This window comes from Xanthovirga aplysinae, assembly GCF_009711365.1.
GTDB classification, from domain to species: domain Bacteria; phylum Bacteroidota; class Bacteroidia; order Cytophagales; family Cyclobacteriaceae; genus Xanthovirga; species Xanthovirga aplysinae.
The window spans coordinates 1-667 of sequence record NZ_SMMB01000201.1 but is presented as its reverse complement, the minus strand read 5'-3'; the positions used below and the strand labels follow the sequence as shown (position 1 = coordinate 667).

General features: G+C 41.4%; 1 protein-coding gene. It reads left to right on the top strand.

Annotation, left to right across the window (positions count from 1 at the left end; genetic code table 11):
* Positions 1-667 (top strand): hypothetical protein (locus tag E1171_RS23250; RefSeq protein WP_222931288.1); only part of this gene is annotated, 667 nt, incomplete at both ends.

Genomic DNA, 667 nt, shown 5'->3' with positions numbered 1-667 from the left:
GTGGCTGATGGGGTAATTGCCTTTGGAAAAACTGCCTCTTCTGCCTTACTAAGTGCCGGGCAAGCCATTATAAACACTGTTAAGAGCTTCGTCACTAAGACAACCAATTCGGTAGATGAAAATATTATTAGTGCTTCAGAAGCTAGTGGTGATCTGATAAATGTGGATGTGGACGTAGATACAGACGTGGATGTGGATATTGATGTAGATACAGACGTAGATACAGACGTGGATGTGGATGTAGATGTGGATGTGGATGTGGATGTGGATATTGATGTACCATTCGTTATAGTCGACATAGATGTTGACATCGACATCGATATCGATACAGTCGTAGACAACGTGGTAGATAACGTGGTGGATAACGTAATTGATATAGATACAGACATTGATACCGATATAGAGGTAGACAGTTCTGCTTTAGGCAACTTGGTGTCCAATATTGGTAAAGCCTTAAAAGGACCCATTATGAAAGGTATTCTAAAAAATTTAGCATTTATGGGTGGTCTGACAGGTGCCCAAGAACTATTGGAGTTCTGGCATGGTAAAGCTGCCCAAGGTTTTGCTAACAAGCTACCTTCAGATGTAGCGCCACTAGGTTTATTAATGGACTTTATGATGAACCCTGACAATTCTGTAGAAGACCGCTGGAACACCTTTGCTGATT